The following is a 387-nucleotide window of genomic DNA, read 5'->3' on the forward strand; positions in this document are numbered from 1 at the left end:
CATCATGTGTCATACAGCCAAGTCTGTGGGAGCCGGCTTGCCGGCGATGGGGCGCGAAGCGGCCCCTATATCGTTTAGCTGCTGTGAGAAACCAACCTTGTCCCCGCGGCACTCCAGCGTTCTCGTTCACCTCTTCGAAAAAATCATCCGATGACTGGATGTCCCCATGACTCTGTTAATCAAACGCACCCTGGTCGAGCAAGCCGTAGCCCAACTGCGCAACCGCATCACCAGCGGCACCTGGGCCATCGGCCAGCGCCTGCCGACCGAGCCCGAACTGGCCCTGGAGCTGGGCATCAGCCGCAACACCGTGCGTGAGGCCATGCGGGTGCTGGCCTTCAGTGGCCTGGTGGAAATCCGCCAGGGCGACGGCAGATACCTGCGTAC

General features: G+C 62.0%; 1 protein-coding gene. It reads left to right on the forward strand.

The features are described 5' to 3' along the window. Positions 1-166 precede the first annotated feature (166 nt). A partial coding sequence (locus ACEWB7_RS18660; RefSeq protein WP_411581184.1) for a FadR/GntR family transcriptional regulator occupies positions 167-387 on the forward strand: 221 nt, incomplete at its 3' end.

This window comes from Acinetobacter sp. NIOH-H-8 (assembly GCF_046635365.1).
Taxonomy (GTDB): Bacteria; Pseudomonadota; Gammaproteobacteria; order Pseudomonadales; family Moraxellaceae; genus Acinetobacter.